The following is a 23,320-nucleotide window of genomic DNA, read 5'->3' as shown; positions in this document are numbered from 1 at the left end:
TTCAGACGAGAGGGCGGATGGGTGTTCGAGAACGAAGTGGTGGTCGCTGCCGCGACATTGTAGCGTTCAACACCACATTCAGGGGGTGTTCGTCCTGAACGTATACCGGTTCGGTCATCTGCTCGACCGGCGGGGACCGGTTCAACCGCTCATCGCGGGCCTACGGCTCTCGATGACGTGGGTCACCAGACAGACGAGGGTCTCCTTGGCGGATTCACGTTCACGCGCGTCCACCATCAGCACGGGCACTCCGTCCGATAGGTCGAGCGCTTCCCGAACCTCCGCCATCTCATAAGCGGTGGCCCCCTCGAAACGGTTGACCGCCACCACGAAGGGGACGCCGCGCCGCTCGAAGAAGTCGACCGCGTGGAAACAGGTGTCGAGTCTGCGGGTGTCGGCGAGGACGACCGCCCCCAAGGCCCCTTCGGCGAGTTCGTCCCACATGAACCAGAAGCGGTCCTGTCCGGGCGCACCGAAGAGATAGAGCACGATGTCCGGATTGATAGTGATACGCCCGAAGTCGAGGGCGACGGTGGTGGTGGTCTTGTTCTCCACCCCCGCCAGGTCATCGATCCCATAGCCGGCCTCGGTCATCACCTCCTCGGTGCTCAGCGGGGTGATCTCACTGACCGCGCCGACCAGGGTGGTCTTACCCGCCCCGAATCCACCGGCGACGATGATCTTGACGGCGTGGGGAATCGCCGTCTGTGGGTCCTGCGGGTTCTCAGAGTCTGCGGATGCCATCGAGTACCGCCTGAAGTACTTTCTTCTCGGGAAGCTTGGTCATGGGCGTGGCCGCCCGAGTGTGCACGTCGCCCTCGGCCAACAGGTCGCCCAGGAGCACCCTGATCACGGTCAGTGGGATGTCCAGGCGCGCGGAGATCTCCGCGACCGAGATGGGGCGATGGCACAGGTCGAGGATGGCCTGGCGCTCGGGATCACGGGGACATCGACCATGGCCGGGCGAGGCCATCACGATCGTGATCAGGTCCAGCCGTCCACCCTGTTCGGTGGGGCGGGTACGCCCCTTGGTCATGGTGTAGGGACGTACGAGCGGACCCGCCGGCGCGTCCCCCGTGGTGACACCCGTGGCTGGGCCCTCGGAGGTGGGGTGGCCACGGCCACGATGCCAGGTTCGGTTCGGTTCGAGGGAGGGCTCGACCTCCACCCGGGCGTGGACCGCACCGGAGGGGTTCGGTCTACGGCGTTTGCCGACACCGCTCATGAACCGGCACCCCCCATGGGCGTGAGGTGGTCCGGCTGACGGGGCGCGGCGGTCAGGAACTGGCCGACCCGCTTGACCCTGAGGTTCATCTCGTAGGCGACCAGGCCCACGTCGGCGTCCTCGGCGGCCAGCACCGCCAGGCAGGCCCCTTCCCCAGCCGCGGTGACGAACAGGTAGGAGCGTTCCATCTCCACCACCGTCTGGCGTACGTCACCACCACCGAAGTGTCGCCCGGTCCCCCGGGCCAGGCTCTGGAAGGCCGAGGCCAGGGCCGACAGGTGTTCGGCGTCCTCGGCTCCCAGTCCACGCGAGCGTCCCAGCAACAACCCGTCCGCCGAAAGGACGATCGCGTGGCCGGCGCCGACGACGCGATCGACCAGGTCGTCCAAGAGCCAGTCCAGGTTTTCAGCGGCCTTGCTTTTGCCCACCATCTCAGTCGCTCTCTCCCGTGTGCTCGTCGGCTGCGGCACCGACTTGGTCATCACTGTTGTGGCCGAATCCATCGCCGTCCGGTTCCTCGGCTCGACCGCGCCGGGTCCCGGCGCTGAAGGCGGCCATCACGTGGCGTGCCTGTTCCGGACTGCGCTGAGTCACCGTGGCGGTCGTGGCCGGCGCGGCGAACCATGGTTCGGTGGGAACACCGTCCCGAAGCGGAGGGGCCAGGCTGGCCTGTTTCCTACGCCGGGGCAGACCCGCCCGGCCGGGTCCGGCACCGACACGGTCGGGGTCCGTCGCCGAGTCACCACCGGCCCCACCCGGATCGCCCCGGTCGACGAGCAAGCCCGTTCCACCCCCGGACCCGGTGGTCCGGCCAGGGTTGCGTCGAGGCAGGGGCGCCGGTCGACCCTCCCTTCCCTCGTTCGCGGGTTCGGGGTCGGGGACCTGACGCAGCACCGGCGCGGAAGCGGGTTCGTCTTCGCCCGTGGCGGCCTCGTCCTCAAAGGCTTCGGGTCGTCCGGGTATCGAACGCAACATCGGCCGCACGGGCCTGGTCCCCGCGTGCCCCGTGAGGAGGTCGGAGTCACCGCTTCCCTCGGGCGACGCCGCTACCCCGGCCAGGGCGGCGACCCGGGCGTGGCCCCCGGTGGGTCCGGCGGCCACCAATGCGCTGGGAATGAGGACCACGGCCCTGGTCCCCCCGTACGGCGAGTGCCGCAACTGCACCCCGATGTCGTGTTTTTGGGCCAGGCGCGCGACGACGAACAGCCCCAGGCGCCCATCGGTGCCGGAGGTCATCATGTCGAACTCGGGGGCGTCGGCCAGGGTCCGGTTCGCCCAGTTCAGGACGTCCTCGGTCATCCCCAGGCCACGGTCCTCGATCTCGATCACCACGCCCTTGGGAACGTTCTCGGTGCCGATGGTGACGTCGGTGTGCGGCGGCGAGTAGGCGGTGGCGTTCTCCACCAGTTCGGCGAGCAGGTGGATGACGTCGGCGACCACGGCGCCCACCAGGGACAGGTCCGGTACCGAGGTGAGTTCGACCCGGGCGTACTCGTCGGTCTCGGAGATGGCGCCGCGCATGATGTCCATGAGCGGGACGGGGTGGCGCCAGCGTCGTCCGGGTTGGGAGCCGCCCAGGATGATGAGGTTCTCCGCGTGCCGGCGCCCTCGGGTGGCCAGGTGGTCGAGCTGGAAGAGGCTCTCCAACAGATCGGGGTCCTCCTCCTCGCGTTCCACTCGGTCCAGGAGTTGGAGTTGGCGTTGGACCAGGGATTGGTTGCGGTGGGCGATGCTCAGGAAGACGCGATTGACTCCGGAACGGATGTCCGACTGTTTGATGGCTGCCGCCACGGCGGTGCGTTGTGCGATGTTGAAGGCGTCGGCGACCTGGCCGACCTCGTCGGTGCCGTGGTCGAGCTGTTTCATCTCGGTGTCCAGGTCCACGCTCTCCCCCGCCTCCAACCTGCGCACGATCCGGGGCAGGTCGGTACGCGCGATGGACAGGGTCTGGGCGCGCAGGGTGGCCAGCCGGTGGGTGAGGCGTCCTGCCGAACGAGCGGCGAAGCCGTAGGCGACGGTGCCGGCGAACAGCGAGGTGATACCGCCCCCCACGGCCAGACTGAACATCCAGGAACTGGCGTCCTCGGCGGTCTCGACCACGGCCAGGGAGCGTTCGGCGACGGCGGTGGCCAGGATCGTGTCGACCTCGTCGGCGGCCTCGCGCCAGTCGCCGAGTTCGGTGGGCACCGATTGGTCGGGGAGCCGTTGTCCGGTGATCGGGTCGGTCTCGATCGGACTCTCGTGCCGAACCAGGGTGTCGGTGACCTCCATGGCACGTGCCCAGTGCGCCGAGTCGAGGACGCGCGTGGCCGCGGTGGCGCCCTCGCCCTCGGTGCCCTCCGCCAGTGTCTCCAGACGACCGGCCGTGTCCGAGCGCAGGGCCTCGATCCGGACCTGGTCCCGTCGAGCCATCTCGCCCGCGGCCGTCACGGCGCTGACCAGGGCGTCGGCGTGACCGAAGCCCTCGTGGATCCAGAGCAGATCACCGGTGGTGGTGGCCTCGATCGCGGCGGAGGAGTCGTCCAGGCCGCGCACCGTGTGCTCGTACAGACGTATCCCCGACCGAGTGGCCTCGGTGTAGACGTCCAGGGTCGTTCGAAGGTCACCGGTGTCGGTGAGGTTGGCGGCGCGCACCTCCTCCACGGCCGCGACGTCCTCCAGGAAGGACGTCACCTGCGAAACGGGGTCGGCCGTGTCGCCCTCCAGGGTGGGGCGCACCTCACGCATCCGATCGAGGGCGGTCGCGGTCTCCTCGACCGCCTCGACCAGCCCCCGCCGAAGATCCTCGGAGGGGTCGGCGATGTACTCGGCGCTCAGGCGGCGCTCCTGCTGGAGTGCGCTGAGCACGGCGGTGACCTCCGCCCCGGCCCGTCCCTCGGAGACCGAGGAGCGCAGGGAGATCGCCTGGGCGAGGGTACCCGCGCTGAGCATGACGAACAGGACGAGAAAGGTGATGCTGGGGATCAGCACGATCCGGTTGAGCTGCGTCCTGATCCCGCGCCCCGCGCCTCCCGACTGTCCCACTGTGGCCCTCCCCGGCTTCGATCGCGGGCACCGGACGGCACGCGTTGGCATGGCGATTCCCGCTCGGGCTATCACGGTGCGCACATGGGGGAACACGTGTGGTGCCCACAGCATCAGGACGCTATCGCACTCCCCGGAGCCACGTGGGGGGAATTCCACATTGGGTGTGAAATCCGTTCTCGGCCGGGTGATGCGATCGCCGAAGGGGGCCGTACGAACGCCCGTGGGCGGTTCCGCGACGAACTCGGAGGGCCGGCACGGGCGTGAGCGGACCGCGTCGATCGACGATCAGGCGCGTTTTCGACCCCTTCTCGCCCTGATCGACCGAGCACTCACATGACCCCGCCGGGGGTGGTCGGTTCCGGGGTGCGACCATGGGGGCGATGTCCGAGAGCCAGGCAGGTCGTCCGCTTCGGGCCGGCGTGTTCACCCTGGTCTGCGCCGGCCTGTCAGCGCACGGTCACGCCTTGAGCAGCGGAGACGACGTCGCACTTGCCGGCCTACTCCTCGGCATGGCGGTGGTCTACGCCATGGCGTGGGCCGCTTCCGCACGTCGCCTGAGCCGCCCGCAGCTGGCCGGATACATGCTCTGGGGACAGTTCGCGCTGCACATGGCTTTGACGATCACCGGCGGCCCTGGGCATTCCGCGCATGGTCAAGCCCTGGACGCCGGGGCCGGGGCTCCGGCGTGGACCATGATCGCCATGCACACGCTCTCCGCTCTGGTGAGCGCTTGGTGGCTGCATCGCGGAGAGCGGGCGTTCTTCGCCTTCTTGGAATTCATGGCCCTGGTGATCCTGCCGTTCCTGATCATCACCGGTGTGCCGGCGGCACCGGGCTCTGGGGAACGCACACGGGTCTGGTTCTACCGGCCCTGGATAGCACCCCGGCTCCTGTTGCTGCGACACGCACAGGTCCTGCGCGGCCCACCCGCGTCTTCCGTCACCTGAGACCCCACCCGGTCCAGGCCGCCCCCGCGTTCCTCAAAGGTCACGGCCCCTTGGCCCTGCCTTCTCGAATCCATGCCGCACACCCCCGCCCATGCTCGGCGCCACCGTGGCGCCGAGCCGAGGGGTGCTTTCGCACATCGACGGAAGACGACCCACATGCCTTGCCTCACCGACAGTGAGAACGCTTCGACCGAAACGTTGGACCACCTGGTGACACGGGCCAAGTCCGGACACCGCCAAGCCCTGGAATCACTCTTCGCCCTCACCAGGGACGACGTTTCCCGTTTCATCTCCGGTCGGGTGACCCCCGAATGGGTGGAGGACCTGACCCAGGAGACCTTCTCGCGTGCCCTGCTGGGCCTGCCCCGGTACGCGGGGCGGTCCTCGGTCCGTTCCTGGTTGTTCTCGGTGGCGCGACACACCGTCGCCGACCGCTACAGGTCCCATGCCCGTACCCCGAGGACGGAGTACTCCCCCGCCGTGGAGGAGATGTACTCCCTGTCCGAAGCGGGCCGTTTCGACGAATTCCTGGCCCTGCGGTCCCTTGTGGACCAGCTCCCCGAGGAACGTCGCCGCGCGTTCGTCCTCGCACGGGTCGAGGGCCTGTCCTACGCGGAGATCGCGGACCTGCTCGACGTCCCCCTGGGCACCGTACGGTCCCGTGTCTGGCGTGCCAGGCGAGACCTGACGCGGATGCTTCGGGCGGCGCGATGAGCGTCCCCGCCGGCCGGCTTCGAAAAACCGTGGGAACTCGCGGGAACCATCCGAGCCCCGCCGACGACTCCTTCCCATGCCGGTGGTCCCATCAGGCCTCACAAGGAGCATCCATGCGCGGAGTCGTCCGTACCCTGTGCCTCACCGTCGCCCTCCTGGTAGCGGTGCCGGCGCCGGCGTCCGCACACGACGTCCTCCTCTCCACGGTCCCCGAGGACACACAGGTGCTCTCCTCCGCTCCCGAAGAGGTCGTGCTGACCTTCAGCGGCGAGGTGATGGACGTGTCCACCGCCGTGGTGGTTCTGGACCCACGGGCCGAAACGGTCTCCACCAGCGCACCCGAGGTCGATGGACACCAGGTGAGCGTCCGAACCCTGGAGGAGGTGCCCGAGGGGGGATACGCGGTTCGCTGGCGAGTGGTCTCCAGCGACGGACATCCGATCAGCGGGACGTTCACGTTCCAGGTGGGCGAGGGTGGTCCTCCCCCTCCGGCCTTGGACGCGGCGCCCGCCGAGGCGCGATCCCCCGCCGCCGAGACCGCCTCCGATCAGGGCACCGCCGACGCATCGAACGCCTCCACCCCCTTCGTACCTCTTCGCACCAGCGCCCTGGCCCTGATCGGCGCCTTGGGCGGAGTCCTGCTGTACGTCATCGTGCTGCGTCTTCGACGAGCGAGCGCTCCGGCGGCGCCAACGGTGAACCCCACCGATCCGAGTGAGAAGGAAACCCGATGATCATCGACACCGCACGTCACCTCCTGGCCCCCGTCACCGTGGGCGCCACCCTGCTGCTCGGTGCCTGCGCCTCCTCCGAAACGGCGGAGGAGGACACCACGGCCCAGGCCGAAACGTCCACGGACCTGGCCGAAGGGGCCCAGGCCGCACTGCTCACCGTCACCGATCCCTGGGTCAAGGCGGCCGGGGCCGACGAAGGCATGACCGCCGCCTTCGGCGTACTGATCAACGAGGGTGAGGCCCAAGCCGACATCGTCGCCGCGTACGCCGAGGAGATCTCCGACGTGGTCGAACTCCACGAGGTCGCCTCAGGGGACGACGGCAACATGGTCATGCGGGAGAAGGAAGGTGGTTTCTCCGTGGCGGCGGGAGGCGAGCACGAGCTCGCACCGGGGGCCGACCACATCATGATCATGGGCTTGTCCGAGGACCTGGAGCCGGGTACGGAGGTGGCCCTCACCCTCGAATTCGAGGACGGTTCCACCCAGGAGTTCACCGCCCCGGTCAAGGACTTCGAGGGCGCCAACGAGAACTACCACGAGGATCACTGATGACGAGGCTTCCAGGACACGGCCCCGGGGGACCCTCACGCAGGAAGGTCCTTTGGGGAGGGGCGGCCGCGGCCGGTGCGGGGGCGGCGGCGCTCACCGGAGCCGACACCGTGTTCCGTTCGCTGCGCTTCCCCGTGGAGAACCCCGGTGCGGACGACCCGGCGGGGGCCGCCCGGCCGCACGGTGAGCGCGTCCACCCCTTCCACGGTGCCCACCAGAGCGGGGTGGCGACCCCGCCCCAGGCCCACGCCCGCTTCATCGGCGTCGACTTGAACAAGGACGTGGACGCCGATGGGGTGCGGCGTTTGCTGTCGCTGCTCTCCGATGACGCCGCCAGGTTGACCCAGGGCAGGGCCGCGCTGGCCGACACCGAACCCGAGCTCGCGGCGGCCCCCTCAGGGCTGACCATCACCTTCGGTTTCGGCCCGGGGTTGGTCGAACGGGTCGATCCCGGCGCCATCCCGGCGTGGCTGAAGCCGTTGCCGGACTTTACGACCGACCGGTTGGAGGAACGCTGGTCGCACGGCGATCTCCTGCTCCAGGTCTGCTGCGATGATCCGTTGACGCTTTCGCACGCCGCCCGCATGCTCGGCAAGGACACGCGGGCCTTCGGAACGGTGCGCTGGTCCCAGGAGGGTTTTCGGCGTTCCTACGGGGCCGAGCCCTCGGGGACGACCATGCGCAACCTCTTCGGGCAGGTCGATGGCACCGTGAATCCCGCACCGGAGGAGGAGGGGTTCGATTCCCTCGTGTGGTGCGGTGACGACGCGCCGGAGTGGCTTCAAGGGGGGACGGCCATGGTGTTGCGCCGGATCGCGATGGATCTGGAAGGGTGGGATCGGCTGGATCGGCCCGGTCGGGAGGATTCGGTCGGGCGCCGTTTGGACAACGGCGCACCCCTCACCGGAACCGAGGAGCACGACGAACCCGACCTGGAGGCGATGACACCACTGGGTTTTCCGGTCATCGCCGAGTACGCGCACATCCGCCGGGCCCGTTCGCCAGACTCCGAAGAACGAATCTTCCGGCGGGCCTACAACTACGAGTCGGAGACGGAAGGGGCCGGCCTACTGTTCGCCTGCTATCAGCGGGATCCGGAGCGTCAGTTCGTCCCCATCCAGCGACGCCTGGACGAGTTGGACCTGCTCAACGAATGGATCACCCACATCGGGTCGGCCGTCTTCGCCATCCCACCGGGCTGCGAGGAGGGCGGCTTCGTGGGACAGGGCCTGTTCGAGTCCTGAGCGGGCATCGGGTAGGCGATCGGCTATCCGACCACCCTCTTGAACGGAACCGGCCCCGGCCGGGGGTCGATCACTCACGACCACCCGGCCGGGGCCCACGTGCTCGGCCGAAGGGTCAGGCGACGAAGCCCTCGCGGTGCTCGGCGATGGCCGCGCGCAGTCGTTCCAACTGCTCGGCGACGCGCACCGGAGCGGTACCTCCCTTGCCCACCCTGGAGGCCAGGGAACCGGCCACGGTCAGCACCTCCCGGACCTTCGGCGTGAGGTGCTCGGAGATCTTCGCGAAGTCGGCGTCGCTCAGGTCGGGCAGGTCGATGCCGCGCTCCTCGCACACCCGCACGCAGGTTCCGGCGATCTCGTGGGCCTCTCGGAAGGGCACCCGCTCACGCACCAACCACTCGGCGATGTCGGTGGCCAGGGAGAAGCCCTGCGGGGCGAGTTCGGCCATCCGGTCGGTGTGGAAGGTCAAGGTGGCGACCATGCCGGTCATGGCGGGCAGCAGCAGGTGAAGGCTGTCCACGGCGTCGAAGACCGGCTCCTTGTCCTCTTGGAGGTCCCGGTTGTAGGCCAGCGGCAGACCCTTCAAGGTGGTGAGCAGACCCGTCAGGTCACCGACCAGACGCCCCGCCTTGCCACGAGCGAGTTCGGCCACGTCGGGGTTCTTCTTCTGCGGCATGATCGAGGAACCGGTGGAGAAGGCGTCATCGAGGGTGATGAAGGAGAACTCCTTGGTGGCCCAGAGGATGATCTCCTCGGACAGGCGGGACAGATCCACGCCGATCATCGCCGTGACGAAGGCGAACTCGGCGACCACGTCACGCGCGGCGGTGCCGTCGATGGAGTTGTCCGCCGAGGCCGGGAACCCGAGTTCGGCGGCGACCTCCTCGGGGTCCAGGCCCAGCGAAGAGCCGGCCAAGGCCCCGGAACCGTAGGCGGACACGGCGGCACGGCGGTCCCAGTCGCGGAGCCGTTCGACGTCGCGGATCAGTGGCCAGGCGTGCGCCATCAGCTGATGACCCAGCAGGACCGGCTGAGCGTGCTGGAGGTGGGTCCGGCCGGGCATGGCCGCCTCGGGATGGGCACCGGCCTGGTCGGCCAAGGCGCGCACCAGGTCCAGCAACTGGTCGGCGATGGAGCGGGCCTCTTCACGCAGGTACATCCGGACCAGGGTGGCGATCTGGTCGTTGCGGGAACGTCCGGCGCGCAGACGCCCACCGAGTTCGGGACCGACCCGCTCCAGGAAGCCGCGTTCCAGCGCGGTGTGCACGTCCTCGTCCTCCAGCACGGGGGTGAACTCCCCCGAGGCCACGTCGGCCTCCAGCCGGTCCAGCCCTTCGAGCATCCGATCGAGTTCGTCGGCGCTGAGCAGGCCGGCTCGGTGCAAGGCCCGGGCGTGGGCGCGCGATCCCGCGATGTCGTGGCGAGCCAGACGCCAGTCGAAGTGGGTACTCAGCGACAGGCGGGCCAGGGCCTGGTCCGGTCCGCCTTCGAAGCGGCCGCCCCACAGGCGCAGGGCCTCGGGCTGGTCGGCCATGGTGTTCTCCTCGGTGAAAGTTTCGGGTGGTACTGGAAGCCGGAACGTGGTCAGGGCCTTCGGTCGGCCAGGCTCAGCAGGGCCGCCGCCAATTCCTCTCCGCCCTGGGGGTCGCGAGAGATCACCAGGATGGTGTCGTCACCGGCGATGGTGCCCAAGATGGCGTGGAAGTCGGTGTGGTCGATGGCCGAGGCCAGGAACTGCGCGGCGCCCGGAGGGGTGCGCACGATGACCATGTTGGCGGAGGCCTCGGCCGAGACGAGCAGGTCCTCGGCCAGTCGATTCAAGCGGGCACCGGAGACCTGTTCGAGGTCGAGGCTGTCGGGGCGGGTACGTTGCAGGCGTTCGCCCCCCTCCCCCGGCAGGACGTAGGCCAGGTGGCCGTCCGCGGTGCGGAGTTTGACCGCGCCGAGTTCGTCCAGGTCCCGGGAGAGGGTGGCCTGGGTGACCTGTACCCCGTCCTCGGCCAGTCGTTTGGCCAACTCGCCCTGGGAACGGACGTCCTCACGGGTGAGGACGTCCGTGATGCGGGCGTGCCGAGCCGCCTTGGTCATGGGGGTGGTGGCACCGTGGTCGTTGCTCATCTCGCCTCGGCGGCCGCGGCGTCGCTTTCCTCCAGAAGAAAGGCCAGCAGGGCCTTCTGGGCGTGGCGACGGTTCTCCGCCTCGTCCCAGACCACGCTCTGGGGCCCGTCGATGACGCCGGCGCTGATCTCCTTGCCCCGGTAGGCGGGCAGGCAGTGCAGGACGATCGCCTCGGGATGGGCGAGTTCCATGAGCGCCTCGTCGACGATGTAGGGGCGGAAGGGGGCCTCACGGGACTCGGACTCCCCTTCCTGGCCCATGGAGACCCAGGTGTCGGTGGTGACCACGTCGGCGCCGCCGGCGGCCTCTTGGGGATCGGTGGTGATGGTGATCGAGCCATCGGTGTCGGCGGCGATCTCCTCGGCACGGGTCAGGACGACGGGGTCGGGCTGGTGACCCTTGGGGGCACCGATCCGTACGTGCATACCGGCGGTGGCGCCGCCGAGCAGGTAGGAGTGCGCCATGTTGTTGGCCCCATCTCCCAGGTAGGCCAGGGTGAGGCCGGCCAGGGTGCCTTTGTGCTCCCGGATCGTCTGGAGGTCCGCGAGGATCTGGCAGGGGTGGAACTCGTCGGTGAGGGAGTTGACCACCGGAACGGAGATGTGGCGGGCCAAGGTCTCCAGGTCGGTCTGAGCGAAGGTGCGCCACACCACGGCGGCGACCTGGCGTTCCAGGACACGGGCGGTGTCCGCCAGGGGTTCGCCCCGCCCCATCTGGGTGCTCGCCGAGTCCAGGACGAGCGGGCTGCCGCCCAGATCGGCGACGCCGACCGAGAAGGACAGGCGGGTGCGGGTGGAGGGCTTGTCGAAGAGGAGGGCGACGGTGCGCGGCCCGGCCAGGGGACGGAACCCGAATCGATCACGCTTCATCTCCTCGGCCAGGTCCAGGACGCGGGTCTGTTCCTGGGGCGTGAGGTCGTCGTCACGCAGGAAGTGGCGGGTCATGGCTGTGGCTCCTTCGTCGCGGCGGCCTCGGCTGCGTCCAGGATGGTCGGCAGGGCCTCGATGAACACGGCGAGTTCCTCGGGTGTGATGACCAGGGGCGGGGCGATGCGGACCGCGTCGGGCGCCACCGCGTTGACCAGGAAGCCGCGCACCGCGGCCTGTTCCTGGACGTGGGCGGCGTGCGGACCGGTGAGTTCCAGGGCGCGCCACAGACCACTGCCGCGCTGACCGGCCAGGAGGGGGTGGTCGATCCGTTCGAGATGCTCGGCGAGCACCCCGCCCATGGCCCGCACGTGTTCCAGCAGGTCCTGGTCCTCGATGGTGTCGATGACGGCGAGGGCCGCCGCGCAGGCCACGGGGTTACCGCCGAAGGTGGAGCCGTGATCGCCCTTGTCGAAGGCGTCGGCGAAGCGTCCGAAGCCGACGCAGGCGCCGATCGGCAGGCCGCCACCCAGGCCCTTGGCCAGGGTCAGGACGTCCGGGCGGACCTCCTCGGCCTGGTGGGCGAACCAGTGACCGGTGCGGCCGATACCGCTTTGGATCTCGTCCAGGACGAAGGCGGCACCGGTCCGGTCGCACAGGGCACGGACCCCGGCCAGGTAGCCCTCGGGCGCGGGAACGACGCCGGCCTCGCCCTGGGTCGGTTCGACGAAGACGGCGACGCAGTGTTCGTCGACGGCCTCGGTGAGGGCTTCCAGGTCGCCATGGGGGACGAAGCGCACGTCCATGCCGTAGGGGCCGAAGGGTTCGCGGATGACGTCCTTGCCGGTGAGGGCGAGGGCGCCGAGGCTACGGCCGTGGAAACCCTTGTCGGCGGCGACGAAGTAGTGGCGGCCCGGGCTCGCCGCGCGCTTGACCAGTTTCAGGGCCGCCTCGTTGGCCTCGGTGCCGGAGTTGGCGAAGAAGACCTTGGCGTCGCCGCCGAGGAGGCCGATGAGGCGTTCGGCCAGCTGGATCTCGCGTTCGTGCACGAAGAGGTTGCTGGTGTGGGCCAGGGTGGTCGCCTGACGAACGACCGCGTTGACCAGGGCGGGGTGCCCGTGTCCCAGGCTGGAGACGGCGATACCCGCGATGAGGTCGAGGTATTGGCGACCGTCGGCGTCGTAGACCTCGCAGCCGCTCCCGACGGTGAGGGCGATCGGGGGGATCCCATAGTTGGGCATGAGCGAGGCCGCGAAGCGCTCCTTCAGATCACTATTGCTCACTTGCTCTCTCCCGAATTCGTGCCGTTGGTGTGGGTGGGGTGCCAGGGGCGCGGGTGGTGTCCGTTGCCGCTGAGCAGTTCGGCCTCCAGCTCCTCGTCGGCGACCATCGTGCCCACGCCCCGGTCGGTGAAGACCTCCAGGAGCAGGGAGTGCGGGACTCGGCCGTCGATGATGTGGGCCTGGGGGACGCCGCCCTCGACCGCCCGTAGGCACGCCTCCATCTTGGGCAGCATGCCCGAGGACAGGGAGGGCAGCAGTGCCTGCAACTCGTCCACGTTCAGTCTGCTGATGAGCTCGGTGTTGGCCGGATAGTCGGCGAACAGGCCCTCGACGTCGGTGAGCATGATGAGTTTGCCCGCGCCGAGCGCGACCGCGAGTGCGGAGGCGGCGGTGTCGGCGTTGATGTTGTAGACGCCGCCGTCGTCGGCGCGGGCGACGCTGGAGACGACGGGAATGCGGCCATCGGCCAGGAGCGCAGAGACCGCGCCCGGGTGGACCTGGCTGACCTCGCCGACCCGGCCGATGTCGACGCTCTCACCATCGATTTCGACCCTCTTGCGCCGGGCGTACAGGAGGTTGGCGTCCTCACCGGACATCCCCACGGCGAAGGGTCCGTGCTGGTTGATCAGACCGACGATCTCGCGGTTGACCTGACCGGTCAGGACCATGCGGACGATGTCCATGGCGTCGTCGGTGGTGACCCGCAGTCCCGCGGCGAAGGTGGACTCCACCCCGGAACGTTCCAGCATGGCACTGATCTGGGGTCCGCCCCCGTGAACGACGACGGGGCGGAGTCCGGCGTAGTGCAAGAAGACGATGGACTCGGCGAAGCGGACCCGCAGTTCCTCGCTGATCATGGCGTTGCCGCCGTACTTGACCACGACGGTGCGGCCGTGGAAGCGGGAGAGCCAGGGCAGTGCCTCGATGAGGTGGGCGGCCTTGTCCATGGCCTGGGCCTGGTCCTGGGTGGTGCGGGAGTTCAAGCGCTGACCTTCCTGTCTTCGGTTGTGGGGGGATCGGCCTCGATCTGAGCGGCGAGTTCGGTGCACACCTGCTCCAAGAGCCCACGGACGGTCTCCTCCTCGGGTGGGCCGGGGACGGCTCCGCTAGCCATGAGCAGCACCGTGTCGTTGGTTCCGGTCAGGGGCGAGAAGGCCTTGACGGCGATCTCCTCGACCATCCCCTGGCATTGTTCCCGGTCCAGGTCCGCGTCGGTGGTGAGCACGCACAGAACCGAGCCCAGGGAGGCGTCGGGCCCCTTGGCCATCCCGCCCACCGTGATCCCCCCACCGCGCCGGAAGGCGATCTTGGCGACGGTGTCGTTGGTGCGGATGGCGTCCGCGGCGGGCAGTGCGCCACCACGATCGGCCTCGGCCACGGCCCGGGTGATGCCCTCCTTGAGGGCGTCCAGGGGCGGGCGGGTTCCGATGGGGCCGGCCGCGCACAACACGATCTCGGCGGCCGAGTCGGCGAGCAGATCGGCGGCGTGCTCGGCTTGAGCGTGGGCGTCCTGGAAACCGAGCGGCCCGGTGCCGGCGTTGGCGCAGCCGGCGTTGAGCACGACGGCTCGCACGCGCCCGCCCGAGACGACCTGTCTGGACCACAGCGACGGCGGAGCCGGGTCGGGGTGGGCGCCGAAGATGGCGCCGGCGGCCCGGGAGGGGCCGTCGTTGACCACGAGGGCCACGTCACGACGGCCTTGGGAGCCGACCCCGGCGGCGATACCCGCTGCGCGAAAGCCCTGGGGTGCGGTGACACTCATGTTCGGTGTCCTTCCCTCAGGGAGCGACCGCGGTGAGCGGTAGGCCGGTGTCCTCGGCGAGCCCCAGGGCGAGGTTGGTGCTCTGGACGGCCCCGCCGGCGGTGCCCTTGGTGAGGTTGTCCAACGCGGCGACGGCGACCATGCGCCCGGCGTCGGCGTCCACGGTGACCTGCACGAGGGTGGTGTTGGCGGCCAGGGTCATGGCGGTGTTGGGCCAGGTGCCCTCGGGGAGCAGGTGGACGAAGGGTTCGTCGGCGTAGGTGGTCTCGTAGGCGGCGCGGACCCGCTCAGCGGTGACGCCGGGCTTGAGGGGTGCGGTGCAGGTGGCCAGGATGCCGCGAGGCAGGGGTGCCAGGACCGGGGTGAAGGAGAGTCGGACCGGTTCGCCGGTGACGGCGGTGAGGTTCTGGACGATCTCGGGGTTGTGCCGGTGGGTGCCCCCGACGCCGTAGGGGCTGAGGGCACCCATGACCTCGCTGCCGACCAGGTTGGGCTTGGGCGCCTTGCCGGCGCCGGAGGTTCCGGTGACCGCGACGACGGTCAGGTCGGGTTCGACGAGCTGCTCGGCCAAACCGGGAAGGAGACCGAGGGTGGCGACGGTGACGTGGCAGCCGGGGACGGCGACGCGACGGGCACCGGTGAGTCGTTCACGCTGGCCGGGGAGTTCGGGCAGACCGTAGGGCCAGGTTCCGGCGTGGGGGGTGCCGTAGAAGCGTTCCCAGGCGGCGGGGTCGTTGAGGCGGAAGTCGGCCCCGCAGTCGACCACCAGGACGTCGTCGCCGAGTCGCTGGGCGATGTCGGCGGACTGGCCGTGGGGCAGGGCGAGGTAGACGACGTCGTGGCCGCGCAGTTCCTCCACCGTGGTGGGGGCCAGGACACGGTCGGCCAAGGGCAGCAGGTGGGGCTGATGCTGGATGAGCGGGGTGCCGGCGTTGCCTCCCGCGGTGAGGGCACCGATTTCGATCTCGGGGTGCGCCAGCAGCAGGCGCAGCAGCTCACCTCCGGCGTAGCCGCTGGCTCCGGCGATCGCCGCTGTGTACCCCATGGTGAGATCTCCTCTTCGCTGTCGGACTGAACCATCATGCATCCGACTGTAAGTTTATGCAAGCAGATTCGAGGGTCCCGAGGCGAGCGTGAGCAGGGTCGCAGCACTCAGGGCTCCACCGCCGAAGGGGTGGTGCCCGGATCGGATCAGTGGCCGGGCATCCGGGTGGCGATGTCGGCCAGGCGTGAGGTGTGCCCCTTGCCGCTGGGACGGGACTCACGACGGTCGGCCGTGCGGTACAGGCCGCGCACGAGCTGCGTGCCGACCCAGCGTAGGGGCGCGGGCTCCCAGCCGCTCACCTGGTGGCCGACCCAGGGCAATCGGGTCAGGTCGGTGCTACGGCCCAGGATCAGGTCGCGCAGCGTTCGGCCGGCCAGGTTGCTGGTGGACACGCCGCTGTGCGCGTAACCGCCGGCCCAGGCCAGGCCGCTCTCGGCGTCCAGGTGAACGGTGGGTGAGCCGCCCTTGGGCGCCCCCAGTACGCCCGCCCAGGCGTGTTCGACCGGAACGTCGGCGACGTCGGGGAACATGCGGGTCAGGGCGCGCCAGAGTTCGGCGATGGCGTGCGGCTGGGTGGCACCCTCATGGGCCGGGGCCGCGCCCAGACGTTGGGGCGCGCCACGGCCACCGATGGCGATCCGGTCGTCGGCGGTGCGCTGGGAGTAGACGCAGGAGTGCGCGGTGTCCCCCAGGATCTCCCTGCNCCCCCTCCCTCCCCAGCCGATCCTCTCCCACAGTTCGGCGGGGATCGGCTCGGTGATGATCATCGAGGCGTGCATGGGGCGCCACTGCCGACCTCGACCGCCCAGCGAGGAGGTGAAGCCCTCCGTGGCACGGACGACGTGTTCGGCGCGTACGGTGCCGTGCGCGGTGATCACCGAAGGGGACTCCGCCCCCTGCCTGGGGCGGACCTCCTCGACCGGGGTGTCCTCGAAGACGTCCACGCCCAGGGCCTCGACCACCCGGGTCAGCCCGATGACCAGTTTGCCGGGGTGCAGTCGGGCGGCGTGTGGCGAGTACCCCGCGGCCACGGCGTCGTCCACGGTGATGCGGGGGGCCTCGGTCACGTCGACCAGGTGCAGGTCGTCGGGCCAGTAACCCCAGTCCTGGAGGTACTCGATACGGTCACGAAGACGTTCGCTCTGCGCCTCGTTGGCGGCGACGAGGTACATGCCCCCTTTGACCTGGTCGGCGTCGATCCCCTCGGCCTCGGTGACCGATAGCACCTCGTCCACGGTGGTCATCAGGGCGCGTTGCAGGGCGACCATGGCCGACTTGCCATGTGACCGTGCGTATTCATCCCGGTCACCGGCGAACTCCGCCGTCAGCCACCCTCCGTTACGCCCCGAGGCACCGAACCCGGCGAACTCACGTTCGAGGACGCAGACGCGCAGATCGGGCTGGTCCTTCTTGAGGTAGTAGGCGGTCCACAGGCCCGTGTAACCGGCTCCGACCACACAGACGTCGTAGTCGGCGTCACCGGGCAGGGGCGGTCGCCGCTCGGGCGCCCCCACGTCCCGGAACCAGTAGGAGATACCACCGTTGGCGAAGCGCACGGATCGGGGAATCGTCCTCATCTGGGCAGCAGTGGTGAACAGCCTCATCTTTTCCCCCGGAACCTCTGTGCTCCCGACCCATTCCGCGTCGGGCCCCCGAACTCTCGCCAACCTACATGGGAACGGCGACCCATGGGATGATTTCTACACATTCGTCAGGATCCCTTGACCCTGGGCCGGGGATTCGACTACGGAGAGTTCCGACCTCTCAGCAAGCGCTGTCACGGAGGGTACGCGCGATGGTGGCGAGCTGTCGAACCCCATCATCGCCCAGGGGTGTGAGCACGTGTTCGCGCAGACGTTCGACGTGCTTGGCCCGGGCGGCGTTGATGAACTCCAGTCCTCGCCGGGTGAGGGTGGCGTAGACGACCCGGCGGTCGCTGGAGCAGTTGTGCCGCTCCAGGTAGCCCTCCTTCTCCAATCGGTCGGCCAGTTTGGTGAAACCACCGGTACTGAGACTGACCTCACGAGCCAGCCGGCTCATCGGGAGCTGGTGGTCCGGGGTGCGCTGAAGCCGGATGAGGACCTCCAGCCAAGGGCCGGCCATGTCCTTGCCGTCCGGAGTGATCTCACGCAGGAGCTTGGGGGTGATGGAGTGCATCGCCTCGGAGACCAGGCCCCAGGCCGTGATGAGGTCGTCGTCGCTGAGGTCGCCCTGAGACCACGCGCTCTCGGTGGCATCGGTCGGTTGCGCCGTCATGTTCTGTTCCCTGCCGTCTCACTGGGCGAAACGAGCTACATCTCACCCCAAAGAAATATCTTCCAAGTAAACATTACTCGATGGGATCAATATCCGACAGTGGTTACTCGAAAAATGAACGGTCAGCCGGTGCGCGTCGGTGGTTTCGACCATCGAGTGGTGCTTAGCCAGGAAACGGGGCCGGATCGACCGGCCCCGGGCTCCTCCGTACTTCTTCGCGCTCGTTCAGTGTCGTGCCATCACGGCGTCCAGGGCCGCCGCGAGTGTGGAGACCAGATGATCGATCTGCTCCCAGGTGATCACCAGGGGCGGTGAGACCAGCAGCGCCCTGGGCACCGGTCGAAGGACGACCCCGCGGGTACGGGCCTCGGCGAAGACCTCGGCCGTGGTGATTCCCCGTTCGGTGAGCGCCTCCTCGGTGAGTTCCACGGCGCCCATGACGCCCACCCCGGAGCGGACCTCGGCGACCAAAGGATGGTCGGCCAGTCCTTGTAGGGCCGAGTCCAGGTGCCTTTCCACCTCACGAGAGACCGTGAACAGGTCCTCCCTCTCCAGGATGTCCAGGTTGGCCAGGGCCGCGGCACAGGCGGACGGGTGTCCCGCGTAGGTGGTGCCGTGCAGGAACGGGTTCCCCTCCTGGTTCCAGAACGGGTCGGCCACCCGACCATTGACCACGACACCGCCCAGCGGTAGGTATCCGCTGGAGACCCCCTTGGCGAAGACGATCATGTCCGGACTCACGCCGAAGCGCTCGATCCCGAACCAGTTCCCCATCCGCGCGAATCCGCAGATGACGCTGTCCACGATGAACAGCACACCGTACTTGTGACAGATCCGTGCGACCTCGGTGAAGTAACCCTCCGGTGGCAGGAAGACCCCGCCGGCCCCGATGACGGGCTCGGCGAAGAAGGCGGCCACACGGTCCGCGCCCACCCGCAGGATCTCCGCCTCCAATGCGGCCGCCTGGTCGTGCGCGATGACCGAGGTGTCCTCGATGAGCCTGCCGTGGCCGCTGCGGAAGCGGTCCATCCCGATGATGCTGGTGCCGAAACCGTTGAGGCCGTGGTAACCACCGGTTCGGCTGATCAGGTGCTGACGTTCGGGCCGCCCCAGGGCCGCCCAGTAGCTTCGGGCCAGCTTGGCGGCGGTGTCGATCGATTCCCCGCCCCCACAGGTCAGAATGACCCTGGGGTCCTCGACCGGGGCGTGTGCCGCGAGCCGTTCGCTGAGTTCGATGGCGGGTTCGTTGGCGAAGTCCCCGTAGACGGTGTAGGCGTCCAGGGTCGTCATCTGTCGATGCACCGCGTCCGCGATCTCAGCGCGACCGTGACCGACGTTGCAATACCAGAGACTGGCCGTGCCATCGAGGTAGCGGTCACCGGAACGGTCCCACAACCACACGCCCTCGGCGCGGGTCACCACGAACTCCGGGCCCTTGGCCACCGAGTTCATATCGCAAAAGGTGTGCCAGAGGCGGCTGGGCGCCCTGTACTCCTTTGGAGTGAGCGCGGACGAGACAACCATTTCGGTCATATGGCGACCTCCGAGCCGTGACATGTGCGCAGTCGCACAGCAGAAAACGGATCCGACCCCTTTACCCGGGCGCCCAGGTTGTGGCAGGTGCTTGCAGGCTAAGTCGTCCACCTGGCCCACTGCAAGAGACAAAACGAACGTTCATGCCCCGAAACACGAACTTCATTCCGGCTACCCTTGGCAGGCCGCCCTAAAACCCCTATTACGCTGGAAGAACGGACCGGAAATTTTTTTGGGATCCGGCCTGTCCGAGCGGCCCTTTCGCCCCTCACACTCCCCGACCGGCCCGCTCGAAAAACCCACGTACGCGGTCCGCCTCCTCTTCCTGGCACAAAGCGGCGGGGCGGGCCCTCCCCTTTCGAGGAAGGACCCGCCCCGCCCGCGTGTGAACGGCGTGTTACGCGCCTCAGCCGCGCAGGACCGCTCCGGTGCGTTCGGTGGCCAGGGCCACGGCCGCCTCACGCGCCGCGCCCGCCTCCTCCGCGGTCAGCGTCCGGTCCGCGGCGCGAAAGCGCAGTGCGAAGGCGACGGACTTGCGTCCCTGCCCCACCTGGTCGCCGGTGTAGACGTCGAACAGGCGCACACTCTCCAAGAGTTCACCCGCGCCCTCGGCCAAGGCGGCACTGATCCGAGCGACGGGGACCGAGGCGTCCACCACCAGGGCCACGTCCTGGGTGGCCACCGGGTAGGTGGACACCTCGGGAGCGGTGACCTTGGTACGGACACCCTCGATCAAGTCCAGGTCGACCTCCATCGCGACCGTACGTTCGGGCAGCGAGAAGGCCTTGACCGTGCGCGGGTGGAGCTCACCGGCGTGACCGACCAGCACGCGCTCGCCCTCGCCGCGCACGTACAGCGCGGCGCAACGGCCCGGGTGCCATGGGGCACGGGTGTCCGCCTCGACCTCCAGCTCCACTCCGGCCACGCGAGCCACGTCCCGTGCGGCCTGGATGGCGTCGGCCCAGGTGGCCGCGCGCCCCTGCCCCCACCACCCGGCTCGTTCGACGTCACCGGCGATGACGACACCGACCCGGCGCGGTTGCTCGGGCAGGGCGGCCTCGATCCGGTCCAGTTCCGCAACGCTCGGTGCCCGGTCCACCGGCGGCAGCGGGGCGCGCGAGGCCCCGGGCTTGGGCAGGTAGACCAGTCCCATCTCGAAGAGGTCGACGTCGGTGACGCCACGACCCACGTTGCGGGCCAAAGCCTTGAACAGGCCCGGCAGCAGCGTGGTGCGCAGCAGCGGTTCCTCGTCGTTGAGCGGGTTGGCCAGGCGCATGCTCACGCGGCGCGGATCGTCCGCCTCCAACTGGAGTCCGTCGAGGTCGCGCTCGCCGAGGAAGGGGTAACTGAGCACCTCGTTGTGGCCGACCGCGGCCAGGGTACGACCCACGGCCCGGCGCAGACGCTGGCCGGCGGTCAGACCACGCCCGAAGCCCTTGAAACCGATCGAGGGGATGTTCTCGTACCCCTCGAACCGGATGATCTCCTCGGCCAGGTCGTTGGGGTCGGTCAGGTCCGGACGCCAAGAGGGCGGGGTCACCGTGAGCACGTCACCGTCGGCCTCGAAGACGCACCCGATGGCGCCCAGCCACTTCTCGGTGGTGCCCTCGGGGTAGTCGACACCGGCGACGGAGCCGGCGTGGCCGGTACGCACCGTGATGGTGGTCGGTTCGCCCGGGTGGTGAACGTGGGTGTAGGCAGTCTCCACGCTCGCTCCACCCAGTTCGGCGAGCAGTTCCACCGCACGGGTGGCCGCGGCCGGTTGGAGTCGGGAGTCGATGCCCCGCTCGAAGCGGCGGGAGGCCTCCGAAGAGAGCTGATGGCGACGCGAGGCCCGAGCGATGCGGCGTGGATCGAAGTGCGCGGCCTCCACCAGCACGTTGCTGGAGGACAGGCCGATCTCGGTGTCCAGACCACCCATCACACCGGCCACGGCCTGGGCGCCGCTCTCGTCGGCGATGACGATGTCGTCGCCGTCCAACGAGCGCTGGACGTGGTCCAGGGTCTCCAGTTTCTCGCCGGCCTCGGCGGCGCGCACCGTGACGGTCCCGGTGAGCCGGTCGCGGTCCCAGGCGTGCAGCGGCTGGCCCAGTTCGAGCATCACGTAGTTGGTGACGTCGACGGCCAGGGAGACCGGACGCACCCCGCTCTGGTGCAGACGACGCTTCATCCACAACGGTGTGGGCGCCTCCGGGTCGAAGCCGGTGGCGCCACGCAGCACGAGACGGTCGGCCAGAGCGGGGTCCGCGATGGCGCCGGGGTGCCCCTCACCCGTGGGCTGGGCCACGGCGATCTCGGCCGGGTCGTGGAAGTCCACCCCGTACAGGGCGGCCACGTCGCGGGCCACGCCGCGCATGGACAGGGCGTAGCCGCGATCCGGGGTGACGGCGATGTCGAGGACGTCCTCGCGCGCACCGAGTGGTTCGATGGCATCGGCGCCGACCTCGCCGAAGCCCTCGGGCAGGACGACGATGCCGCTGTGGTCCTCCCACAAGCCGAGTTCGGTGGCCGAGCAGATCATGCCGGCCGACATCTTGCCGTAGGTCTTGCGAGCACCGATCTTGAAACCACCGGGCAGTTCGGCGCCGGGCAGGGAGACGACGACCAGGTCGCCCTCGGAGAAGTTGCGGGCGCCGCAGACGATCTCCTGCGGGTCGCCGCTGCCGTTGGCCGACCCCACGTCGACCTTGCAGAAGCGGATGGGCTTCTTGAAGCCGGTGAGTTCCTCGATCTGCAGTACACGGCCGAAGACGATGGGTCCGGTCAGGTCGGCGCCGAGTTCGTCGACGGTCTCGACCTCCAGGCCGGCCAGGGTCAGCCGGGAGGCGAGCTCGCGGGCGGTGACGTCGGTGGGCAACTCGACGTACTCGCGCAGCCAGGTCATGGGTACACGCATCAGATCTCACTCCCGAACGCCGAGGTGAAGCGCACGTCACCCTCGACCATGTCGCGCATGTCGCGCACACCGTGCGCGAACATCAGTGTCCGTTCCACTCCCAGGCCGAAGGCCCACCCGCTGTAGACCTCGGGGTCCACACCCGCGGCGGTCAGTACGCGCGGGTTGACCACGCCGCAACCGCCGATCTCGATCCAGCCCTCGCTGGAGCAGGTACGGCAAGGTGTCTCCGGGTCACCCACCGAGGCGCCGTGGCACACGAAGCACTCCATGTCCACCTCGGCGGAGGGTTCGGTGAACGGGAAGTAGGAGGCACGGAAGCGGGTCCGCAGGGCCTCACCGAAGAAGGACTCCACGAAGGTGTCGATGGCGCCGCGCAGGTGGGCCATCGTGATGCCCTTGTCCACGACCAGGCCCTCCAGCTGGTGAAAGACCGGCGTGTGGGTGGCGTCGAGTTCGTCGGTGCGGAAGGTCTTGCCGGGCGCGACCACGTACACCGGGAGTTCACGGGTGAGCAGGGAGCGCACCTGGACCGGGGAGGTGTGGGTGCGCATCACCAGGCCGGACCCACCACCTTGAGGACCCTCGACGAAGAAGGTGTCCTGCATGGTGCGGGCGGGGTGGTCCGGTAGGAAGTTGAGGGCGTCGAAGTTGAACCACTCGGCCTCGATCTCCGGCCCTTCGGCGATCTCGAAGCCCATACCGACGAACACGTCGGCCATGCGTTCGGCGGTCGTGGTCAAGGGGTGCCGGGCGCCGCGGGGCACGCGGTCCCAGGGGAGGGTGACGTCGACACGCTCCTCGATGAGGACACGCTCGTCGCGCTCGGCCTCCAGGACGGCCTGGCGGGCCTTGAGGGCCTGGCCGACGTCACGGCGGGCGCCGCCCACGCGCTTTCCCGCCTCGGCCTTGGCCGCCGGGGGCAGGGCACCGATCTCACGGTTGGCCAGGGCCAGCGGGGATCGGTCCGAGGCGTGGGCGAGCCGGACCTCCTTGAGTTCGGCGAGGTCAGCGGCGGCCTCGATGGCGGCCAACGCCTCCTCGCGCATGCGGGCGACCTCGTCGGGGTGCAGTGGGGTCACCTCGACCGGGTCGAAGGAATTGTTCGGTGCAGACATG

At 69.1% G+C, this 23,320-nt stretch carries 21 protein-coding genes; 5 read left to right on the top strand and 16 right to left on the bottom strand.

The window, feature by feature from the left end; translation table 11 throughout:
• Positions 1-141 precede the first annotated feature (141 nt).
• From D472_RS0118835 to D472_RS0118820, 4 genes are read right to left on the bottom strand one after another with little or no spacing between them, the layout of a single operon-like run.
• Positions 142-744 carry a GTP-binding protein gene (locus tag D472_RS0118835; RefSeq protein ID WP_017606022.1) on the bottom strand — a complete coding sequence of 201 codons (603 nt, stop codon included), beginning with the start codon at positions 742-744 and terminating at the stop codon, positions 142-144.
• Positions 725-1,225 (bottom strand): DUF742 domain-containing protein, encoded by a 501-nt coding sequence (locus D472_RS27745; RefSeq protein ID WP_017606021.1) that lies wholly within the window; start codon positions 1,223-1,225, stop codon positions 725-727. The genes D472_RS0118835 and D472_RS27745 overlap by 20 nt, the downstream gene beginning before the upstream one ends.
• Positions 1,222-1,656, bottom strand: coding sequence for a roadblock/LC7 domain-containing protein (locus tag D472_RS0118825; RefSeq protein WP_017606020.1), 435 nt, complete (start codon positions 1,654-1,656; stop codon positions 1,222-1,224). Before D472_RS0118825 ends, D472_RS27745 begins: the two co-directional genes overlap by 4 nt.
• Before the next feature lies 1 nt (position 1,657).
• A complete protein-coding gene (locus tag D472_RS0118820; protein WP_017606019.1) occupies positions 1,658-4,249 on the bottom strand; it encodes a sensor histidine kinase in 2,592 nt (863 codons plus the stop codon).
• Positions 4,250-4,632: 383 nt separating this feature from the next.
• Here D472_RS0118820 and D472_RS0118815 point away from each other — a divergent pair, with 383 nt between their 5' ends.
• From D472_RS0118815 to D472_RS0118795, 5 genes are all read left to right on the top strand, one after another.
• Positions 4,633-5,199: a hypothetical protein gene (locus D472_RS0118815; RefSeq protein WP_017606018.1), complete on the top strand. Its 567-nt coding sequence runs from the start codon at positions 4,633-4,635 to the stop codon at positions 5,197-5,199.
• A gap of 156 nt (positions 5,200-5,355) precedes the next feature.
• A complete protein-coding gene (locus D472_RS25940) occupies positions 5,356-5,913 on the top strand; it encodes an RNA polymerase sigma factor (protein WP_017606017.1) in 558 nt (185 codons plus the stop codon).
• Positions 5,914-6,026: 113 nt separating this feature from the next.
• The gene (locus tag D472_RS0118805; protein WP_017606016.1) at positions 6,027-6,647 is read left to right on the top strand and encodes a copper resistance CopC family protein; all 621 of its coding nucleotides are present in this window, start codon (positions 6,027-6,029) and stop codon (positions 6,645-6,647) included.
• Complete coding sequence (locus tag D472_RS0118800) at positions 6,644-7,198, top strand: copper chaperone PCu(A)C (RefSeq protein WP_017606015.1); 555 nt, start codon at positions 6,644-6,646, stop codon at positions 7,196-7,198. The genes D472_RS0118805 and D472_RS0118800 overlap by 4 nt, the downstream gene beginning before the upstream one ends.
• The gene (locus tag D472_RS0118795; RefSeq protein ID WP_017606014.1) at positions 7,198-8,442 is read left to right on the top strand and encodes a Dyp-type peroxidase; all 1,245 of its coding nucleotides are present in this window, start codon (positions 7,198-7,200) and stop codon (positions 8,440-8,442) included. Before D472_RS0118800 ends, D472_RS0118795 begins: the two co-directional genes overlap by 1 nt.
• Positions 8,443-8,557: 115 nt before the next feature.
• On the opposite strand, the gene argH is transcribed toward D472_RS0118795, so the two are convergent.
• The 12 genes from argH to pheS form a co-directional block, all read right to left on the bottom strand.
• Positions 8,558-9,976: an argininosuccinate lyase gene (gene argH, locus D472_RS0118790; protein WP_017606013.1), complete on the bottom strand. Its 1,419-nt coding sequence runs from the start codon at positions 9,974-9,976 to the stop codon at positions 8,558-8,560.
• Between the two features lie 50 nt (positions 9,977-10,026).
• Complete coding sequence (locus tag D472_RS0118785) at positions 10,027-10,560, bottom strand: arginine repressor (protein WP_017606012.1); 534 nt, start codon at positions 10,558-10,560, stop codon at positions 10,027-10,029.
• Positions 10,557-11,504 carry an ornithine carbamoyltransferase gene (argF, locus tag D472_RS0118780; protein ID WP_017606011.1) on the bottom strand — a complete coding sequence of 316 codons (948 nt, stop codon included), beginning with the start codon at positions 11,502-11,504 and terminating at the stop codon, positions 10,557-10,559. The genes D472_RS0118785 and argF overlap by 4 nt, the downstream gene beginning before the upstream one ends.
• Positions 11,501-12,667, bottom strand: coding sequence for an acetylornithine transaminase (locus D472_RS0118775; RefSeq protein WP_394295631.1), 1,167 nt, complete (start codon positions 12,665-12,667; stop codon positions 11,501-11,503). Before D472_RS0118775 ends, argF begins: the two co-directional genes overlap by 4 nt.
• A gap of 38 nt (positions 12,668-12,705) precedes the next feature.
• Positions 12,706-13,656 carry an acetylglutamate kinase gene (gene argB, locus D472_RS0118770; protein WP_051046030.1) on the bottom strand — a complete coding sequence of 317 codons (951 nt, stop codon included), beginning with the start codon at positions 13,654-13,656 and terminating at the stop codon, positions 12,706-12,708.
• 32 nt (positions 13,657-13,688) lie between these two features.
• Positions 13,689-14,471 carry a bifunctional ornithine acetyltransferase/N-acetylglutamate synthase gene (locus tag D472_RS0118765; protein ID WP_017606008.1) on the bottom strand — a complete coding sequence of 261 codons (783 nt, stop codon included), beginning with the start codon at positions 14,469-14,471 and terminating at the stop codon, positions 13,689-13,691.
• A 16-nt stretch (positions 14,472-14,487) separates the two neighbouring features.
• Positions 14,488-15,516, bottom strand: a complete 1,029-nt coding sequence (gene argC, locus D472_RS0118760; RefSeq protein ID WP_017606007.1) for an N-acetyl-gamma-glutamyl-phosphate reductase — start codon at positions 15,514-15,516, stop codon at positions 14,488-14,490.
• Between the two features lie 146 nt (positions 15,517-15,662).
• On the bottom strand, positions 15,663-17,120 hold the full coding sequence (locus D472_RS0118755) for an NAD(P)/FAD-dependent oxidoreductase (protein WP_051046029.1): 1,458 nt from the start codon (positions 17,118-17,120) through the stop codon (positions 15,663-15,665).
• 160 nt (positions 17,121-17,280) lie between these two features.
• Positions 17,281-17,772 carry a MarR family winged helix-turn-helix transcriptional regulator gene (locus D472_RS0118750; protein WP_017606005.1) on the bottom strand — a complete coding sequence of 164 codons (492 nt, stop codon included), beginning with the start codon at positions 17,770-17,772 and terminating at the stop codon, positions 17,281-17,283.
• Positions 17,773-17,997: 225 nt separating this feature from the next.
• Positions 17,998-19,224: an aminotransferase family protein gene (locus tag D472_RS0118745; RefSeq protein WP_026117853.1), complete on the bottom strand. Its 1,227-nt coding sequence runs from the start codon at positions 19,222-19,224 to the stop codon at positions 17,998-18,000.
• A 487-nt stretch (positions 19,225-19,711) separates the two neighbouring features.
• Complete coding sequence (gene pheT / locus D472_RS0118740; RefSeq protein WP_017606003.1) at positions 19,712-22,201, bottom strand: phenylalanine--tRNA ligase subunit beta; 2,490 nt, start codon at positions 22,199-22,201, stop codon at positions 19,712-19,714.
• Positions 22,201-23,319, bottom strand: coding sequence for a phenylalanine--tRNA ligase subunit alpha (gene pheS / locus D472_RS0118735; protein WP_017606002.1), 1,119 nt, complete (start codon positions 23,317-23,319; stop codon positions 22,201-22,203). Before pheS ends, pheT begins: the two co-directional genes overlap by 1 nt.
• Between the last annotated feature and the right edge of the window lies 1 nt (position 23,320).

This window comes from Nocardiopsis alkaliphila YIM 80379, assembly GCF_000341005.1.
Taxonomy (GTDB): domain Bacteria; phylum Actinomycetota; class Actinomycetes; order Streptosporangiales; family Streptosporangiaceae; genus Nocardiopsis; species Nocardiopsis alkaliphila.
The sequence above is the reverse complement of the archived record's forward strand: the minus strand, read 5'-3'. Positions and strand labels throughout refer to the sequence as shown.

Coding starts and splice junctions, on each gene's coding strand:
- D472_RS0118825 (WP_017606020.1), bottom strand. CDS start 1,656: ATGGTGGGCAAAAGCAAGGCCGCTGAAAACCTGGACTGGCTCTTGGAC.
- D472_RS27745 (WP_017606021.1), bottom strand. CDS start 1,225: ATGAGCGGTGTCGGCAAACGCCGTAGACCGAACCCCTCCGGTGCGGTC.
- D472_RS0118750 (WP_017606005.1), bottom strand. CDS start 17,772: ATGACGGCGCAACCGACCGATGCCACCGAGAGCGCGTGGTCTCAGGGC.
- argH (WP_017606013.1), bottom strand. CDS start 9,976: ATGGCCGACCAGCCCGAGGCCCTGCGCCTGTGGGGCGGCCGCTTCGAA.
- argB (WP_051046030.1), bottom strand. CDS start 13,656: ATGGACAAGGCCGCCCACCTCATCGAGGCACTGCCCTGGCTCTCCCGC.
- D472_RS0118775 (WP_394295631.1), bottom strand. CDS start 12,667: ATGCCCAACTATGGGATCCCCCCGATCGCCCTCACCGTCGGGAGCGGC.
- D472_RS0118800 (WP_017606015.1), top strand. CDS start 6,644: ATGATCATCGACACCGCACGTCACCTCCTGGCCCCCGTCACCGTGGGC.
- pheS (WP_017606002.1), bottom strand. CDS start 23,319: ATGTCTGCACCGAACAATTCCTTCGACCCGGTCGAGGTGACCCCACTG.
- D472_RS0118785 (WP_017606012.1), bottom strand. CDS start 10,560: ATGAGCAACGACCACGGTGCCACCACCCCCATGACCAAGGCGGCTCGG.
- argF (WP_017606011.1), bottom strand. CDS start 11,504: ATGACCCGCCACTTCCTGCGTGACGACGACCTCACGCCCCAGGAACAG.
- D472_RS0118815 (WP_017606018.1), top strand. CDS start 4,633: ATGTCCGAGAGCCAGGCAGGTCGTCCGCTTCGGGCCGGCGTGTTCACC.
- D472_RS0118765 (WP_017606008.1), bottom strand. CDS start 14,471: ATGAGTGTCACCGCACCCCAGGGCTTTCGCGCAGCGGGTATCGCCGCC.
- D472_RS0118805 (WP_017606016.1), top strand. CDS start 6,027: ATGCGCGGAGTCGTCCGTACCCTGTGCCTCACCGTCGCCCTCCTGGTA.
- D472_RS25940 (WP_017606017.1), top strand. CDS start 5,356: ATGCCTTGCCTCACCGACAGTGAGAACGCTTCGACCGAAACGTTGGAC.
- D472_RS0118835 (WP_017606022.1), bottom strand. CDS start 744: ATGGCATCCGCAGACTCTGAGAACCCGCAGGACCCACAGACGGCGATT.
- argC (WP_017606007.1), bottom strand. CDS start 15,516: ATGGGGTACACAGCGGCGATCGCCGGAGCCAGCGGCTACGCCGGAGGT.
- D472_RS0118745 (WP_026117853.1), bottom strand. CDS start 19,224: ATGAACTCGGTGGCCAAGGGCCCGGAGTTCGTGGTGACCCGCGCCGAG.
- pheT (WP_017606003.1), bottom strand. CDS start 22,201: ATGCGTGTACCCATGACCTGGCTGCGCGAGTACGTCGAGTTGCCCACC.
- D472_RS0118795 (WP_017606014.1), top strand. CDS start 7,198: ATGACGAGGCTTCCAGGACACGGCCCCGGGGGACCCTCACGCAGGAAG.